The sequence below is a fragment of the Alcanivorax sp. HI0007 genome (genome assembly GCF_001635525.1).
GTDB lineage: Bacteria > Pseudomonadota > Gammaproteobacteria > Pseudomonadales > Alcanivoracaceae > Alcanivorax.
The window spans coordinates 1-203 of record NZ_LWEJ01000158.1 but is presented as its reverse complement, the minus strand read 5'-3'; the positions used below and the strand labels follow the sequence as shown (position 1 = coordinate 203).

The window sequence follows — 203 nt, the reverse complement described above, 5'->3', positions numbered from 1 at the left end:
TGACCAGGGCAGTGAAGAACGCCCAGCCAAACGCCACCACGATGCCGAGCAGTTGCACGGTAATCCGTTCCGGGTTGAACAGGTCGCCTTCGTAGAAGAGGCCAGCGGCCAGGGTGCCCCAGGCGCCGGCGAAGGCATGCACCGGTACCGCGCCGACCACATCATCTAGGCGAAATGCCAGCAGGACCCTGGCACCGAACGCG

At 65.0% G+C, this 203-nt stretch carries 1 pseudogene; it reads right to left on the bottom strand.

Annotated features, from left to right (window positions below):
- A pseudogene (locus A3714_RS08385) lies at positions 1–203 on the bottom strand (ammonium transporter); the annotation flags it as partial.